General features: G+C 44.5%; 14 protein-coding genes. 13 read left to right on the forward strand and 1 reads right to left on the reverse strand.

The window, feature by feature from the left end; all coding sequences use genetic code 11:
• Positions 1-31: 31 nt before the first annotated feature.
• The 6 genes from lepB (at position 32) to acpS (ending at position 4,638) form a co-directional block, all read left to right on the forward strand.
• Positions 32-928, forward strand: coding sequence for a signal peptidase I (gene lepB, locus OCW38_RS02445; protein ID WP_016790040.1), 897 nt, complete (start codon positions 32-34; stop codon positions 926-928).
• A 26-nt stretch (positions 929-954) separates the two neighbouring features.
• Complete coding sequence (gene rnc / locus OCW38_RS02450; protein ID WP_010435759.1) at positions 955-1,632, forward strand: ribonuclease III; 678 nt, start codon at positions 955-957, stop codon at positions 1,630-1,632.
• Positions 1,625-2,596, forward strand: a complete 972-nt coding sequence (gene era / locus OCW38_RS02455; protein ID WP_010435762.1) for a GTPase Era — start codon at positions 1,625-1,627, stop codon at positions 2,594-2,596. Before rnc ends, era begins: the two co-directional genes overlap by 8 nt.
• Before the next feature lie 103 nt (positions 2,597-2,699).
• Positions 2,700-3,428 carry a DNA repair protein RecO gene (gene recO / locus OCW38_RS02460; RefSeq protein WP_010435765.1) on the forward strand — a complete coding sequence of 243 codons (729 nt, stop codon included), beginning with the start codon at positions 2,700-2,702 and terminating at the stop codon, positions 3,426-3,428.
• On the forward strand, positions 3,425-4,162 hold the full coding sequence (gene pdxJ / locus OCW38_RS02465) for a pyridoxine 5'-phosphate synthase (RefSeq protein ID WP_009847651.1): 738 nt from the start codon (positions 3,425-3,427) through the stop codon (positions 4,160-4,162). Before recO ends, pdxJ begins: the two co-directional genes overlap by 4 nt.
• Before the next feature lie 95 nt (positions 4,163-4,257).
• A complete protein-coding gene (acpS, locus tag OCW38_RS02470) occupies positions 4,258-4,638 on the forward strand; it encodes a holo-ACP synthase (RefSeq protein ID WP_010435769.1) in 381 nt (126 codons plus the stop codon).
• Positions 4,639-4,754: 116 nt separating this feature from the next.
• Here the strand turns inward: acpS and barA are convergent, their stop codons facing one another.
• Complete coding sequence (gene barA / locus OCW38_RS02475) at positions 4,755-7,568, reverse strand: two-component sensor histidine kinase BarA (RefSeq protein WP_010435772.1); 2,814 nt, start codon at positions 7,566-7,568, stop codon at positions 4,755-4,757.
• A gap of 165 nt (positions 7,569-7,733) precedes the next feature.
• Between barA and rlmD the strand changes: the two genes are divergently transcribed.
• From rlmD to ispD, 7 genes are all read left to right on the forward strand, one after another.
• On the forward strand, positions 7,734-9,053 hold the full coding sequence (rlmD, locus tag OCW38_RS02480) for a 23S rRNA (uracil(1939)-C(5))-methyltransferase RlmD (RefSeq protein WP_261894968.1): 1,320 nt from the start codon (positions 7,734-7,736) through the stop codon (positions 9,051-9,053).
• Positions 9,054-9,188: 135 nt separating this feature from the next.
• Positions 9,189-11,411, forward strand: coding sequence for a GTP diphosphokinase (relA, locus tag OCW38_RS02485; protein ID WP_010435778.1), 2,223 nt, complete (start codon positions 9,189-9,191; stop codon positions 11,409-11,411).
• Between the two features lie 277 nt (positions 11,412-11,688).
• Positions 11,689-12,486 carry a nucleoside triphosphate pyrophosphohydrolase gene (mazG, locus tag OCW38_RS02490; protein ID WP_016768190.1) on the forward strand — a complete coding sequence of 266 codons (798 nt, stop codon included), beginning with the start codon at positions 11,689-11,691 and terminating at the stop codon, positions 12,484-12,486.
• 150 nt (positions 12,487-12,636) lie between these two features.
• Positions 12,637-14,277, forward strand: coding sequence for a CTP synthase (locus tag OCW38_RS02495; RefSeq protein WP_010435781.1), 1,641 nt, complete (start codon positions 12,637-12,639; stop codon positions 14,275-14,277).
• Between the two features lie 84 nt (positions 14,278-14,361).
• On the forward strand, positions 14,362-15,660 hold the full coding sequence (gene eno, locus OCW38_RS02500) for a phosphopyruvate hydratase (RefSeq protein WP_261894975.1): 1,299 nt from the start codon (positions 14,362-14,364) through the stop codon (positions 15,658-15,660).
• 283 nt (positions 15,661-15,943) lie between these two features.
• The gene (gene ftsB / locus OCW38_RS02505; RefSeq protein ID WP_010435786.1) at positions 15,944-16,225 is read left to right on the forward strand and encodes a cell division protein FtsB; all 282 of its coding nucleotides are present in this window, start codon (positions 15,944-15,946) and stop codon (positions 16,223-16,225) included.
• The gene (gene ispD / locus OCW38_RS02510; RefSeq protein ID WP_010435790.1) at positions 16,225-16,926 is read left to right on the forward strand and encodes a 2-C-methyl-D-erythritol 4-phosphate cytidylyltransferase; all 702 of its coding nucleotides are present in this window, start codon (positions 16,225-16,227) and stop codon (positions 16,924-16,926) included. Before ftsB ends, ispD begins: the two co-directional genes overlap by 1 nt.

Here is a 16,926-nt window from a genome sequence, read left to right on the forward strand (position 1 = left end):
TTTTTAAAGAAATGAAATTTAAGGGATATCAATGGCTAACACATTTTCGCTTATCTTAGTGATCGTAACTCTAGTAACCGGCATTGTATGGACGTTGGAAAAGTTTGTGTGGGCGAAGAAGCGCCAGCAAAAGCTTGCTGACGTTGAAGCACAATCGAATGGCCTAGACGCTGAAATCAGCGCAAAAGTTACGGCTCAGCCTTGGTGGGTTGAGAACAGTGTGTCCATTTTCCCGGTAATTGCATTTGTTTTGATCTTGCGTTCATTCATCTATGAACCGTTTCAAATCCCTTCTGGCTCGATGATGCCAACCCTTTTGGTTGGTGATTTCATCTTGGTAGAGAAGTACGCGTACGGTCTGAAAGACCCAGTATGGCGAACTCAATTGGTAGAAACAGGCAAACCAGAACGCGGTGACTCAATCGTATTTAAGTATCCACCTCAGCCGAACATTGACTACATTAAGCGTGTTGTCGGTATGCCAGGTGATACGATTCGCTACAGCAGTCGTAAAGAGATCTGTATTCAGGCGAAGGGTACAAGTAGCTGTGAACCAGTGAAACTAAGTAACGTTGAAGAAAGTCAATTTATTCAAGATGGTGTGCCTCTGATTCAGCTGAACGAACAGCTTGGAGACGTAGAGCACCAGATTTTAGTTAACCCATTACGTCGTGATCGTGTGCAAGCATATCAGCCTCGCAATGGTGTTAATGAATGGGTCGTTCCAGAAGGCCAATACTTTGTGATGGGTGATAACCGTGACAACAGTGCCGATAGCCGTTACTGGGGCTTTGTCCCTGAAGCAAACCTTGTTGGTAAGGCTGTTGCTATTTGGATCAGCTTCGAATTCGAACGCGGTTCAGACAGTATACTTCCAACATGGATTCCTACTGGTGTGCGTTTTAATCGCATCGGTGGGATTCATTAATCGATCACATAACACATCGAGAGAGCATGAATTCTCCAATTGATAAACTAGAGAGAAAGATTGGCTATCAGTTTAATGATGCCGATCTTATCCACTTGGCGCTGACTCACCGCAGCGCCGCAGGTAAACATAACGAACGTCTTGAGTTTCTGGGCGATTCAATTTTAAGTTTTGTTATCGCTGATGATCTTTACCACCGTTTTCCTAAGGTAAACGAAGGTGATATGAGCCGCATGCGCGCAACATTAGTACGTGGTCATACATTGGCAGAACTAGGTCGTGAATTCGAACTAGGAGATTACTTAAAATTAGGTCCAGGTGAGTTGAAGAGTGGCGGTTTCCGTCGCGATTCTATTCTAGCGGATGCTGTCGAAGCGATCATCGGTGCTGTCTATTTAGATAGTGACACCGAAGTGGTTCGCGGCATTATTTTAAGCTGGTACCAATCTCGCCTAGATGCTATTCAGCCTGGAGTATCTCAAAAAGATCCGAAAACTCGTCTACAAGAGTTTTTGCAAGGTCGAAGAAATCCTCTACCTGTCTACACAGTGACTAATATTAAAGGTGAAGCACACAACCAAGAGTTTACGGTTGAGTGTGAAGTGGCAGGTGTGGATAAACCTGTTATCGGTAAAGGCACTAGCCGCCGCAAGGCAGAACAAGCGGCTGCTGAAACAGCATTAGAGCAACTAAGCAATGTCTGATAACAACCAAGATTTCGATATCGATGCATTCTTTTCATCTGATAGCAAAAAAACGGGCCTACCGGAAAACCAACACTGTGGCTTCATCGCTATTGTCGGTCGCCCAAACGTAGGTAAGTCGACGCTTCTGAACCATATTCTGGGACAGAAAATTTCTATTACATCACGTAAACCTCAGACGACACGTCACCGTATTATGGGCGTAGAAACTGAAGGTGATTACCAAGCGATTTTTGTTGATACTCCTGGACTTCATATTGAAGAAAAGCGTGCAATCAACCGCTTGATGAACCGTGCGGCGAATAGCTCACTGAGTGATGTGAACCTAGTATTCTTCCTTGTTGACGGTACACATTGGACTGAAGATGATGAAATGGTATTGAATAAGCTGAGAAAAACAGATTTCCCAGTGGTACTTTGTATTAACAAAGTAGATAACGTTCAAGACCGTACAGATGTAATGCAACACATGATGGAAGTCTCTAAGAAGATGGAATTCGTTGATGTTGTACCTATTTCGGCGAAGCAAGGTAAAAACATTGATGTACTGCGTAAGCACGTACGTGAGCATTTACCGAAAGCGACACATCACTTCCCTGAAGAGTATGTGACTGATCGCTCGCAACGTTTTATGGCATCTGAAATCATCCGTGAAAAGCTAATGCGCTTTACAGGTGATGAGCTACCTTATTCGGTGACGGTTGAAATCGAACGTTTTGATTACAACCCAGATAACGATGGTTTCCATATCAATGCACTGATTCTTGTTGAGCGTACTGGTCAGAAGAAAATGGTGATTGGTAAAGCGGGTGAGAAGATCAAGACGATTGGTCGTGAAGCGCGTATCGATATGGAAGAGCTATTCGGTCGTAAGGTTTACCTAGAGACTTGGGTCAAGGTTAAATCTGGTTGGGCTGATGATGAACGTGCACTTCGTTCACTAGGTTACATCGACGATCTATAATATAGGCTGAGTATCACTTTCTTCGATAAGAAAGTTGAACTAAATATAAATCCAAGAGAGAGTGCGAACTCTCTCTTTTTGTATCTGTAATAAGGGTAAGTGATTGAGCGAAGGGTTACAGCGATGCTTTGTGTTGCACCGTCGACCATACAGTGAGTCGAGCCTGATTCTGGATGTCTTCAGTGAAGAGTTCGGTCGGGTGACGTTGATGTCTAAAGGCGCTCGAAGTAAGCGTTCCAATTTGAAAGGTGCATTGCAACCTTTTACGCCGCTACTGCTTAAGTGGTCAGGCAATGGTTCAATGAAAACGTTACGCCAAGCTGAGCCTATTAGCTTAGGGCTTCCCCTCGCCGGTATCAATCTGTATTCAGCTATGTATGTGAACGAGTTAATCGGCCGAGTATTGATGGCTGAAGTCGCCATGCCTGCCCTTTTTCACGACTATCTTCATGCTTTAACAGAACTGGCTCATAATGAGAACCCTGAGCCAGCGCTGCGTCGTTTTGAGTTGGCTCTATTATCCGCTATGGGATACGGCGTCGACTTTTTACATTGCGCGGGCACCGGTGAAACGATTGATCCTAGTATGACTTATCGCTATCGAGAACAGAAAGGTTTCATCGCTTCGATACGCAGAGATAACCTGACATTCATGGGCGATGAACTTATCGCAATCAGCGAACGTAGGTTTATCACTAAAGAGCAGTTAAAAGCGGCAAAACGCTTTACACGCATAGCCTTAAAGCCGTATCTTGGCGGCAAACCATTAAAAAGTAGAGAGCTATTTATGCCAACAATAGCTCTCTCTAGAGCACGGAGTATTGGAAAATGAGCTCAATCCTTTTAGGCGTTAATATCGACCATATTGCAACACTGCGTAATGCACGTGGTACTAAATACCCAGATCCAGTACACGCAGCTGAAATTGCTGAACGTGCGGGTGCAGATGGCATTACCATTCACTTGCGCGAAGATCGCCGTCATATTGTTGATCGCGATGTACGTATTCTGGCTGAAACTATTCAGACTCGTATGAATTTAGAGATGGCAGTGACGGACGAGATGGTTCAAATTGCACTCGATACTAACCCTGAGTTTGTTTGTCTGGTTCCAGAAAAGCGTGAAGAACTGACGACTGAAGGTGGCTTGGATGTGGTTGGTCAGCTTGAAAAGATCAAAGCGGCGACAGAGAAACTGTCGGCTGCTGGTATCAAAGTATCTCTGTTTATCGATGCTGACCGTGAGCAAATCGATGCGGCAAAAGCGTGTGGCGCACCGTTCATTGAACTGCACACTGGCCACTATGCTGACGCGAAAACAGAAGAAGACCAACAAGACGAACTGAAAAAAATTGCAGCAGGCGCAAGCTACGCTGATGATCTTGGTATTACAGTTAATGCAGGTCATGGTCTGACTTACCACAACGTAGCACCGATTGCGGCACTTCCAGAGATCTATGAGCTGAACATTGGCCACTCGATCATGGGACGCGCAGTCTTTGATGGTTTAAACAAAGCCGTTGCAGACATGAAAGCCGTAATGGAGACAGCACGCAACAACGCTTAGTTCTTTAACGAGTAAGTAGTTTAGTAGTAAGCGTTAAGCGGTTAATCAGTAAAATAGTTAAAGTTAATCGATAGAAATTTGGTATTAGGGTAAACATGGCTGTTGTTGGATTAGGTACAGATATCGCAGAAATTGAACGTGTCGAAAAGGCCTTGTCGAGAAGTGGTGACGCTTTCGCACAGCGAATTTTGACGGATTCTGAGTTTGAAGTATTTCAGCAACTCAAGCAGAAAGGGCGTTATCTTGCGAAGCGTTTTGCGGCAAAAGAAGCTGCATCTAAGGCGTTAGGCACCGGCATCGCGCTTGGTGTGACCTTTCACGACTTTGAGGTTTCTAATGATGAGCATGGCAAGCCCGTATTGAGTCTGCATAAAAAAGCACGTGAAATTGCGGAAGCAAGTGGAACCAAGTCGATCCATCTGACTATTTCCGATGAGCGGCATTATGCAGTAGCAACGGTCTTACTCGAATCATAAACAGATTACCGCTAATCTTAATCTAGTTCGAATTCAGAATTAGACAAAAAAAGCAGAGCTCATAGGCTCTGCTTTTTATTGGTCTACATTTAGAGCGCTCAGCCGTTCTACCGCTGTTATCTCTTGGCCGGTTTCAAATAATGAATTGCGGTTGCTTGAACCTTATCTAATTCATCTTGAAGTTCAAAAAGTTCTGGCTCGATATCTTCAACGGAAGTGCCGGAACGTAACTCTTTCTCTATCGTCGCACAAACCGATTTTAGCCTTGGGACACCACTGTATGAACTGCTGCCATGCATCTTATGGATTATGTGTATCAACTGTTCAACTGGGTAATCACTGTCTTCAATGGCCTTATCTGCGGCCTCATAAACCTCAGGGATAAAGTCCACTAGCATCTTCAGCATATCGCGTGCGAGATCTTCTTTGTTGGCGGCTTGTTTCATTGCTGCTTGCCAATCAATGATGATGTTCTTATGTTCGTTCGCTTCTGTTTCTGATATTTGGCTACTGTCTATTTCAGTGGATACCGCCGGATGCGCTGGATCTATTTTTTCAATGTGCTCAACCTCTGATGTCGAACTCCAATGTATCAACACCTGTTGTAAAACGTGCTCTTCAATTGGCTTGGTGAGGTAGTCATCCATACCTGCTGCAAGCAGTCGATCACGTTCGCCAATCATGGCATGAGCTGTCACGGCTATCACGGGTGTATTCGCATTATTAGCCAGTTTCTTAATGTTCTGACAAGCGGTTACACCGTCCATTTGAGGCATTTGAATGTCCATGAAGACGATATCAAAGTGTGTTTCTGTTGCCTTGTCGATCGCTTGCTGACCACTGGTGCAACTTATGACCGTTTCTACACGTTCTTTTAGCAACGCGGTAATCAATTTAAGGTTGGCTGGGTTGTCATCAACCGCTAATACGGTGAGCGGCAACTTCTCTTCCGAGTGAGTCTCAATTGCTGGTGCAATCAAGGTTGGCGCCTGATTAGAGACGAGAGTTTGCAACAGTTTTTTACGAGAGAGAGGTTTGGTTATGCACTGAACATCGACCTCTTTCATTAATTGCTCACCCAGCGCGAGTTCGGTACTTGGTGTTCCTATAATTACATTTTGAGCGATCTTCTTAGCGCCAATAGCCCAACCACTTACGGTATCAAATTGGTATTCTTGATTTGCAGCAAGGTTGAGTAGAACGTAGTCATACGAGGTAGACTCGTCCGGCATCACCGAACGATAAGTGACCACTAAGCCTTCTTGGGTCAAGATCTGCTGAGTGATCGATGCCGCTTGCATATTTGGTTCGATCAGCAGGAGCTGTTTGTCTTGTAGGCACTGTGTTTCGATAAGCTCTGTCATTGGCATATCGGTAGAAGAAAGTCTCAACGTAAACCAGAACGTAGAACCTTGGTGTAGGCGACTGGTTAAGCTTATCTCTCCTCCCATCTGGCTCACCAGTTTTTGGGTAATAACTAGGCCTAAACCAGTACCGCCATAACGACGAGAAATACTTGCATCGGCTTGGCTGAACGCTTGGAATAGTTGAGCTTGTTGGCGCTCAGAGATACCAATGCCGGTATCTCGAACCATGAACTGTAGCTCAATGCTATCTTCGGTTTGAGAGCGGAGTTCAACACTGATGTCTATGTTGCCACGCTCAGTGAATTTGATTGAGTTACCTACTAGGTTGGTTAGAATTTGCTGGATTCGGAGTGGGTCTCCTACCACACCTGGTGGAACTTTCGGATCGATCTTAAGCGTCAGCTCTAGCCCTTTCTCATGAGCATTGGTTGCTTGAAGGTTAACTACCTCTTCAAGGCTAGCTTGGAACTCAAATGGAATGTTCTCTAGAGCCAGTTTGCCGGCTTCAAGTTTCGAGAAGTCCAAGATATCGTTGATGATGCTAAGCAGGTTGTTGGCTGAGCGTTCAATGGTTTGCAGGTAATCAGTTTGACTGTTCGATAGGTGCGTCTTAAGCATTTGACGAGTAAAACCAATCACCCCGTTCAGCGGCGTTCTCAGTTCGTGAGACATATTCGCTAAAAATTCAGACTTAACTCGCGCCGCTTCTTGAGCTCGTTTTTTCGCGATGTCTAACTCAACGTTTTGAATTTCTAACTGCTCCAGCGTTTCACGTAGATCTGAGGTCGCTTGGTCGATACTGTGCTGCATTTCGACGTGGTATTCTGATAGCGATACCGCCATCGCGTTGATACCGTTTTTCAATGAGTCTAGCTCACCATGCATTTTTCCTTCGATACGCACATCGAGATGACCACGACGAATTCGGTCGACCATATTTTTCATGTGTGTGATCGGTTGTGTTACGTCATGCATCAAGCGAAAAGCAAATACACCAGAGAGCCCAAGCCCAAGAATTAATACCAAGAAAGCAGAGAACACCTCTTGATACTGCTGTAATCGCAGTGATGACAGGTCTAACTCTATCGCAATATAACCGATCGCTTGGTTGGCTTGAGACTGCCCATTGGCTGAGTTGATGTACTGACCCTCAGCGATGATAGGCGTCCGAAGAATCAGCGTGTTATCGAGTAGGTTCGATGAGCTTAAATGCGGAATCGGTTTATCTTTAGGATAGGTAAGGCTTTCGAAGTCTGGGTGGAAGTTTGAGGTTACAAACAGCTCATGGCGTTCATCAAATACCGCGATACTGCGCACCAGTTTAGAATTTTTTCGATGTGCATAGCTAATCAACTGACGAACAGACTCTCGACTTTCGAGTTTCATGCCTGATTCACTCGCAATCGCCAGTGGTTCAATGATGCTAGTACCAGTATTAACCACTTGACCCTCAAGGTCTTGATAGCGGTTAAATGAGAAAAATGCACTCAATAGCAGCCCAATAATCAGGGTTGGAGCTAGAGTTAAGGTAATTACACGGGCTCTTAAGCCATATCTGGTCATGTTCTTTAATTACATCGAGGTCTGGATATGGGAAAATAACGCACACAATGGCGGTTAAGTGAACGGTAAGCTTAATCAAAGCCGTGACGTTCGACAATGATTCCAAGGCATAATAGTGAGTCCTGGATACCAATTACTTATTAAAAGATACATTAGGCACAAGCAATGGCACGTTTTTTCCAACCAAAAAAGAAAACTCAACTCGAGACCAAGCATCAATCGGTTTTGGTTGAACGAATGGATCACAATGGCGCTGGCATCGCTTATCAAAAAAATAAACCGGTTTTCATTGATGGCGCATTGCCCGGTGAGCAGGTGGTTATTCAACTTACTGAGAGTAAAAGTAAGTTCTCGCGAGCTAAGCTCATCAAGTTATTGAAGCCGAGCGAGCAGCGTTTAAAGCCGTTTTGTAAGCACTTTAATCAGTGTGGCGGCTGTCACCTTCAACACCTTGGTTACTCTTCTCAGGTTGAGCATAAATCGCAATCTCTGACCCACCTGATGAGCCAATACCAAACGGCTAGCACTGAAGTTGCACAGCCTATTATCGGTGATGAAACCGGTTATCGACGTCGCGCACGTATCAGCTTATTTGTTGATAAAAAGACACAGCAACTTCAGTTCGGTTTCCGTAAGAAACAGAGCAAGCAGATTGAAAACATCACCGACTGTGCCGTGCTTGATCCTCGCCTTAATGTATTGCTGCCAAAGCTGAAAAATTTACTGAACACTTTCAACAGCCTTACGTCTTTAGGACACGTTGAATTGGTGTTGGGCGATACTGGTCCTGTAATGGTGCTACGTCACCTTAAGCCTTTGGTTGAAAAAGATGAGCAAGCGCTGATTGCGTTAGCAAAAGAAGAAGGCGCTACGCTGTACTCTATGCCCGAAACTGATAAGTTGGTTCGCTTAGTCGGCGATGCACCTTTTTATAGCGAAACTGGCGTGACGCTACCGTTTGAGCCAAACCACTTTATCCAAGTAAACCAGAAAGTGAATCAGCAGATGGTGACTCAAGCGATTGAGTGGCTAGAACCTCAAGCCGATGAGCGAGTGCTTGATCTGTTCTGCGGCCTGGGTAACTTCAGTTTACCGATCGCGCAACAATCGGCATTTGTGGTGGGTGTTGAAGGTGTAAATGAAATGGTCCAACAGGCCACATCTAATGCAGCATTAAACCAGTTAAGCAATACGGATTTCTACCAAGCAAACCTAGAAGAAGAGCTGTCTTCACAACCTTGGGCAAAAGAGAAATTTGATAAAATATTGCTTGACCCTGCCCGTGCTGGAGCGAGTGGGATCGTTGATCAAATTTCAGCGCTAGGAGCGAAGCGTGTGGTTTATGTTTCGTGTAATCCTGCTACTCTAGCTAGAGATTCTGAGAGCTTAGAAAAACAAGGCTATCAATTGGCCAAATTGGGTATGCTAGACATGTTCCCGCACACCAGTCATCTAGAATCGATGGCTCTCTTTATCAAGGCTTAGAGGCCTCTAAATAAGGCTTCAAAATGAATCAAAAAGGTGCAGGAAAGCCTGCGCTGATATCAATATGGTCGAACTAACTTGGAATCAGTTAGTCATATTGAATTGGGTATAAAACATAATAACTAGGAAGGCATGATGGTTGCGGTAAGAAGCGCACATTTAAACCCAAGCGAACAGTTTGAGCTAGAAAGTTGGATTGCGTCATTGAATCAAGACGCAAAGACCTCGAATAAACTGATCAAAGTTTATCGTCACTGTGAAGAGCTGTTAAAAGATCACGATCAAGCGTCTCTCCTGCTTTGGCGTGGGCGTGAGATGATCGAAATCTTGGTTACGCTGTCTATGGACCGTGCGACGTTGATCGCTGCACAACTTTTCCCAGTCGTCTCAAGTGGTGTTTTTGAGCGTGAAGCGTTTGAAGAATACTACGGCAAAGAAACCGTAAAGCTGATTGATGGCGTTGAAGAAATGGCGGCGTTAGGCCAGCTAAACGTGACCCTTGAAGGCAGTGCTGCCTCGGGTCAAGTCGATAACGTTCGTCGTATGCTACTGGCGATGGTCGACGACTTCCGCTGCGTAGTCATCAAGCTAGCAGAGCGAATTTGTAACCTTATTGAAGTGAAAAAGGCCCCTGATGCTGTGCGCCGTGCGGCAGCAAAAGAGTGTTCTAATATTTATGCTCCACTTGCTAACCGTTTAGGTATTGGTCAGCTGAAGTGGGAAATCGAAGATTACGCGTTCCGTTATCAACAACCCGACACTTATAAGCAGATTGCTAAACAGCTGTCTGAGCGTCGTATCGTCCGAGAACAATACATCACAGACTTTGTTGATGACTTAACGGCAGAAATGAAGCGTTCAAGCATTAATGCGGAAGTCAGCGGTCGACCAAAACACATCTACAGTATCTGGCGTAAAATGCAGAAGAAAGGCTTAGCGTTTGATGAGCTTTTTGATGTGCGTGCAGTGCGTATTATCGCAGACCAACTGCAAGACTGTTATGCCGGTTTAGGTGTGGTTCACACCAAATACAAACACTTACCAAGTGAATTTGATGACTACGTGGCGAACCCTAAGCCAAATGGTTACCAATCAATTCATACTGTAGTTCTGGGCCCTGAAGGCAAGACCATTGAGATTCAAATCCGTACCAAGCAGATGCATGAAGACTCTGAGCTTGGTGTCGCTGCACACTGGAAGTACAAAGAAGGTGCTTCAAGCGGACGCAGTGGTTACGACGAGAAAATTACTTGGTTGCGTAAACTTATCGACTGGCAAGAAGAGATGTCTGATTCTGGCGAGATGCTGGATGAAGTTCGTAGCCAAGTATTCGATGACCGCGTTTATGCCTTTACACCACGAGGTGACGTGGTTGATTTACCTATGGGTGCAACCCCACTGGACTTCGCTTACCACATCCACTCGATGGTTGGACACCGTTGTATCGGTGCCAAAGTTGCTGGTCGAATCGTCCCATTCACTCATAAGCTATCAATGGGTGATCAAGTTGAAATCATCACCCAGAAAGAACCGAACCCTTCACGTGACTGGCTAAACCCAACCACAGGCTTCGTTCATTCTGGTCGTGCTCGTGCAAAAATTAACGCATGGTTCCGTGCTCAAAGTCGTGAGAAAAATCTAGAAGCGGGTCGAGACATCCTTGAGGTTGAACTAGCCAAAGTGGGTGCAACCCTAAAAGATGCCGATCAATATGCTTTGAAACGTTTCAATGTAAATACGCCAGATGAACTCTATGCTGGTATTGGTAGTGGCGATTTGCGTATTAACCAAGTGGTTAATCACATTAATGCCTTGGTTAACAAACCAACAGCGGAAGAAGAAGACAAAAAAGCGTTAGAGAAACTGCTTGAGTCAGAAAACAAACCCGCGCAACAAAGCCGCCCTAAGAAAGATGCGGTTGTCGTTGAAGGCGTTGATAACCTGATGACGCATTTAGCGCGTTGTTGCCAACCTATCCCTGGCGATACAATCAAAGGTTATATCACTCAAGGGCGTGGTATCTCAGTTCACCGGGCTGATTGTGAGCAATTAGGTGAGCTTCACCTGCACGCACCAGAGCGTATCATTGATACCGTCTGGGGTAATGGCTTCGTTGGATCATATATCCTAACGCTGCGTGTTGAAGCGCTAGAGCGGAATGGCTTATTGAAAGATATCACCTCTTTGTTTTCAAATGAAAAGATTAGTGTGACGACAATGAAGAGCCGTATCGACTACAAACGTCAGCTATCGGTGATGGATTTTGATTTGGAAGTGACCAATATTGAAATTCTGAGTCGAGTGACTAGCCGAGTAGAACAAATCAAAGATGTCATGAGCGTAAAACGCCTAGGCTAAAATTCTCGTCATACTTGAAGCTGATGGCGTTGTTGCCTGCGCGCACTCGCTCAATCACATAGACAAGCTATGCTCAGGAGTTTCGCTTGCTTGTCGCCTAGCCACAGTTTCAATTATTTAGAGAATTAGACAGTATCAACAAAGGTGAGTGGTTTTGGCTGCTCACCTTTTTTAGTTCTAATATCTTTTAGTTTGAGTACTTTTTAGCTTTAGTACCTTTTAGTTTCAGTGAAGCTATAAATTTAAAAAATCAAAGACAGTGAATAGGAAGAAAACGATGAATCACCCGATTGAACAACTTGAACAGATTATGACTAAGCTGCGCGATCCTGAAGGTGGCTGTCCTTGGGATTTGAAACAAAACTTTGAAACAATTGTGCCGCATACTATCGAAGAAACATATGAGGTGGTGGACGCGATTCACAACAAAGACTGGCCGAACCTGCAAGAAGAGTTGGGTGACTTGTTGTTTCAGGTAATCTTCTACAGCCAATTAGCAAAAGAGCAGGGCTTGTTTGAGTTCTCTGATGTGGTCGACGGTATCAATGAGAAACTAACACGCCGCCATCCGCATGTTTTTTCTGATACCGAATTTGCAAGTGATGAAGAAATTAATGCTAACTGGGAAGCTGAAAAGGCCAAAGAAAAAGCCGAGGCAGGAAAAACTCAGGAAAGTATTCTAGACTCAATACCAAACTCTCTGCCTGCACTTTCGCGTGCTACAAAGATTCAAAAACAAGTCGCAAAATACGGCTTTGATTGGGACTCTATCGGTCCAGTTGCAGATAAGGTTTTAGAGGAAGTCGATGAGGTGCTAGAAGAAGCGCTTCAAGTGACACCAAATGAAGACCTGGTTGAAGAAGAGTTGGGTGATTTACTGTTTGCGACGGTTAATTTGGTCCGACATCTGGGAAAAAATCCGGAATCGGCTCTGACAAAAGCAAACCTGAAATTTTCACGACGTTTTAAAGGCGTCGAACAAATAGTTCGCCAACAAGATAAGGATTTAACCGATTTTTCACTACAACAGCTTGATTCTATGTGGGATGAAGTCAAAGTGGCGGAGAAAAGATAACCAAAGCATTTATCATGAATTGATTTGAAGCAAAAAATAAAAAATAGCAGTGTGATAGATTTCACGTTGTGGCGATAAGGGGCTTCTGGTATATTTTCATCCCGTCCAGAAGTAATCCATTTCCCTCATTCAACCAATTTCAGGTTAAACATGACGACAAATTACATTTTTGTTACTGGCGGGGTTGTATCCTCTCTAGGTAAAGGTATTGCAGCAGCATCTCTTGCGGCTATTTTAGAAGCTCGTGGTCTTAAAGTGACTATGATGAAGCTTGACCCTTACATCAACGTTGATCCAGGCACTATGAGCCCGACTCAACACGGTGAAGTGTTCGTTACGGAAGATGGCGCTGAAACTGACCTTGACCTTGGTCACTACGAGCGATTCATTCGCACCAAGATGACTAAGCGTAACAACTTCACAGCAGGTCGTGTTTATGCTGACGTTCTACGTAATGAACGTCGCGGTGATTACCTAGGTGCAACAATCCAGGTTATCCCTCATATTACTAACTCTATTAAAGAACGCGTAATCTCTGGTGCTAAAGGCCACGATATCGCGCTTGTTGAAGTTGGTGGTACTGTTGGTGACATCGAATCTCTACCATTCATGGAAGCGATTCGTCAGCTAGCTGTCGAATTAGGTCGTGAACGCGCAATGTTCATGCACTTAACTCTAGTTCCTTACCTAGCGGCTGCAGGTGAAGTGAAAACTAAGCCAACGCAACACTCTGTAAAAGAGCTACTTTCTATCGGTATCCAACCTGACATCCTAGTTTGTCGTTCAGATCGTGTTATCCCAGCAAACGAACGTAAGAAAATTGCTCTTTTCTGTAATGTACAAGAAAAAGCCGTTATCTCGATGAAAGACGTAGATTCTATCTACAAGATCCCACAGTTAATCCGTGCACAAGGCATTGATGATCTTGTGTGTACGCGTTTCGGTATCAATGCACCAGAAGCTGATCTGTCTGAGTGGGAACAAGTAATTTACGAAGAAGCTAACCCAACGGGTGAAGTGACGATTGGTATGGTTGGTAAGTACATTGAACTACCTGATGCATACAAATCAGTAAACGAAGCACTTAAGCACGCAGGCTTGAAAAACCGCCTAAGCGTCACAATTAAATACGTAGACTCTCAAGATGTTGAGTCAAAAGGCGTAGAAATTTTAGAAGGCCTAGACGCAATCCTAGTTCCTGGTGGCTTTGGCGATCGTGGTGTTGAAGGTAAGATTCTTGCTGCTCAATACGCTCGTGAAAACAAAGTACCTTACTTAGGTATCTGTCTGGGTATGCAAGTTGCTCTTATTGAGTACGCTCGTAACGTTGCGAAGATGGAAGGAGCACACTCTTCTGAATTCTGTAAGGAAACTAAATACCCTGTTGTTGGCCTAATCACTGAATGGATCGACGGCGAAGGTAAAGTTGAAGAACGTACTGAAAAATCCGACCTAGGTGGTACTATGCGTCTAGGCTCACAGCTTTGTCACCTTGCTAAAGGTACTAAGGCTTACGAATTATACGGTAGCGCGACGATCCATGAACGTCACCGTCACCGTTACGAAGTGAACAATAATCTTCGTCCACAAATTGAAAAAGCGGGCCTAAAAGTATCAGGTCTATCTGCGGACAAGAAACTGGTTGAAGTTATTGAGAACCCGAACCACCCATGGTTCGTTGCTGCTCAATTCCACCCAGAGTTCACTTCAACACCTCGCGATGGTCACCCATTGTTTGCAGGTTTCGTTAAAGCAGCTGGTGAATATCAGCGCGGCGAATTAGAAAAGTAAAAAGGAATACAGGTAGCTGCGTAAGTTGTGCTGCTACCTTTTAAATTTGACATTTATATATATTCAACGAGAAGGAAACATTCAATGTCTAAGATCGTTAAAGTTCTAGGTCGTGAAATCATCGATTCACGTGGTAACCCAACTGTAGAAGCTGAAGTACACCTAGAAGGCGGTTTCGTAGGTATGGCTGCTGCTCCATCTGGCGCATCTACTGGTTCTCGCGAAGCTCTTGAGCTACGTGACGGCGACAAATCACGTTTCCTAGGTAAAGGTGTTCTTAAAGCTATTGAAGCTGTAAACGGCCCAATCGCTGAAGCTCTAGTAGGTTCTGACGCTAAAGCACAAGCTGACGTTGACCAAATCATGCTTGACCTAGACGGTACTGATAACAAGTCTAAGTTTGGCGCGAACGCTATCCTAGCTGTATCTCTAGCTAACGCAAAAGCTGCTGCTGCTGCGAAAGGCATGCCTCTATACGAGCACATTGCTGAGCTAAACGGTACTGCTGGTCAGTTCTCTATGCCTCTACCAATGATGAACATCATCAACGGTGGTGAGCACGCAGATAACAACGTTGACATCCAAGAGTTCATGATCCAACCAGTTGGCGCTAAAACTCTTAAAGAAGGTCTACGTATCGGCGCTGAAGTATTCCACAACCTAGCTAAAGTTCTTAAGTCTAAAGGCTACAGCACTGCAGTTGGTGATGAAGGTGGTTTCGCTCCTAACCTTAAGTCTAACGCTGAAGCTCTAGAAGTTATCGCAGAAGCTGTTGCAGCTGCTGGTTACGAACTAGGTAAAGACGTTACTCTTGCTATGGACTGTGCAGCATCTGAGTTCTTCGACAAAGAAGCTGGTATCTACAACATGAAGGGCGAAGGTAAAACTTTCACTTCTGAAGAGTTCAACCACTACCTAGCTGAGCTAGCGAACAGCTTCCCAATCGTTTCTATCGAAGACGGTCTTGATGAGTCAGATTGGGATGGCTTCAAGCACCAAACTGAACTTCTAGGCGACAAGCTTCAAATCGTTGGTGACGATCTGTTCGTTACAAACACTAAGATCCTTGCTGAAGGTATCGAGAAAGGCGTAGCTAACTCTATCCTTATCAAGTTCAACCAAATCGGTTCTCTAACAGAGACTTTAGCTGCTATCAAGATGGCTAAAGACGCTGGCTACACTGCAGTAATCTCTCACCGTTCTGGCGAAACTGAAGATGCAACTATCGCTGATCTAGCGGTAGGTACAGCTGCAGGTCAAATCAAAACTGGTTCTATGAGCCGTTCTGACCGTGTTGCTAAGTACAACCAACTTATCCGTATCGAAGAAGCTCTAGGTTCTAAAGCTCCTTTCAACGGTCTTAAAGAAGTTAAAGGTCAATAATTCCTAGCGAATTATTCATCTAAGCTTTTTAAATGCCTCGCTTATGCGGGGTATTTTTTTGCCTGTATAAAAGTGAACTTATTAAACTGTCCTTTTTATACCTACAATTCGTCATTCTCGAGACCTACGGAGGAGGGCGTTGATAATCTCATCGCGTGTTACGAACAATAATAGTCCCCCGACTTATTTATTCCCTAGCTCCACATATCTCGCACCAATAAGCGCATTATGGTATATATGTGCCTTATTCTAGTTCCTTCTTTTTCAACCGGCGAAAGGTGTTATGCGAATTTTTGCTTTAGTACTGCTCATAGTGTTTGGCTGGCTACAACATACACTGTGGCTCGGTAAAAATGGTATTTCTGATTACTACGGTGTGAACAACGAAATCCAAGTTCAACAACAAGTAAATGAAAAGCTGCATATTCGAAATGCAGAAATGTTTGCTGAGATTGATGATCTGCGCCAAGGCTTAGACGCAATAGAAGAGCGTGCTCGTCATGAGCTTGGGATGGTGAAAGAAGGCGAAACGTTTTACCGCATAATTGGTGAGGAATCTCATTAATGTCTACACAACTTCAAAGCGTTGTAGCGGTCGTACCAGCAGCTGGTATTGGTAGCCGAATGAAGGCTGACCGACCTAAGCAATATCTTAAGATTCACGGCACAACCATTTTAGAGCACACCGTTGAGAAGTTACTTTCTCATCCACAAGTGTCGCAAATTGTGGTTGCGGTTAGTGACGATGATCCTTACTACCCAGAGCTTACGCTTAATCATAATCCACAAGTGCTCAGAGTGTCTGGTGGGAGCGAGAGAGCTGATTCCGTGCTCTCTGCCTTAGATTATATCGCGCGACAGCAACTCGGTGATTGGGTTATGGTCCACGATGCAGCAAGACCTTGTGTTCAATTGAGTGATATCGACAAGTTGATTTCAGGTGCGATGAACCATGAGGTAGGGGCTATTTTAGCTGCGCCTGTTCGCGATACGATGAAGCGAGGTGCCCAAGGGCAGGTTGAGCATACCGTTGATCGAGCCGATTTATGGCACGCCCTTACACCACAAATGTTTCGAACTAAGCCTTTACGTAACGCATTGAGTCAGGCGTTAGAGCAAGGTGTTTCAATTACAGATGAAGCCTCTGCTTTTGAGTGGAAAGGTTTATCACCAGCCTTAATAGCGGGGCGTTCAGATAATTTTAAGATTACTCAGCCTGAAGATTTAGCTTTGGCTGAGTTTTATTTAAGTCAGAATAAGGAATAA

This window comes from Vibrio cyclitrophicus, from assembly GCF_024347435.1.
In the GTDB taxonomy this organism is placed as follows: Bacteria; Pseudomonadota; Gammaproteobacteria; order Enterobacterales; family Vibrionaceae; genus Vibrio; species Vibrio cyclitrophicus.